Annotated in this window: 1 protein-coding gene; it reads right to left on the bottom strand. The window is 37.7% G+C overall.

Going from position 1 to position 573, the window contains the following annotated elements:
- Positions 1 to 573: condensation domain-containing protein (locus tag CHRY9293_RS18535; protein ID WP_228455612.1), on the bottom strand; the 573-nt coding region annotated here is incomplete at both ends.

Genomic DNA, 573 nt, shown 5'->3' with positions numbered 1-573 from the left:
TCTCCAATCCAACATGATGACGATTCGCTACAGAAGTACCCAAAACAATATCATCCTGACCAGAATAAGCAGATAGCATTACATAATATCCACTCAACATAACACTATACAAGCTCACTCCAAGATCTTTAGACAATGATCGTAAACCAATACTCGTAGAAGAAGGAACAATAAAGGATACATTACCGCCATCATACGAGATTACAGAAGGTCGTTTAAAATCCAACGGTAAATTCAAGGATTCAAAACCGGAGAGTTCCCTTTTCCAATAATCTAGCTGAGTATTCAAAACATCTCCACTAAGATAGTCGCGTTGCCATAAAGCAAAATCTCTATATTGGAGAGCCATACTAGGGAGAACCGGACTTTCACCTACTAATAAAGATTTATAAATTGTACTAAGTTCTCCTAAAAAGACATCTCGGGACCAACCATCAAACGCTATATGATGAATAACGATAGAAAGATAGTACACAGAATCCAGCTTAAAGATACACAAAGACAAGGGTACTTCCTTGGAAAGATCGAATACCCTTCCCACTTCATGAGACAAGCAACCTTCTAAATCTTCAA

The sequence above is a fragment of the Chryseobacterium potabilaquae genome (assembly GCF_902728265.1).
GTDB classification, from domain to species: Bacteria; Bacteroidota; Bacteroidia; order Flavobacteriales; family Weeksellaceae; genus Chryseobacterium; species Chryseobacterium potabilaquae.
The sequence above is the reverse complement of the archived record's forward strand: the minus strand, read 5'-3'. Positions and strand labels throughout refer to the sequence as shown.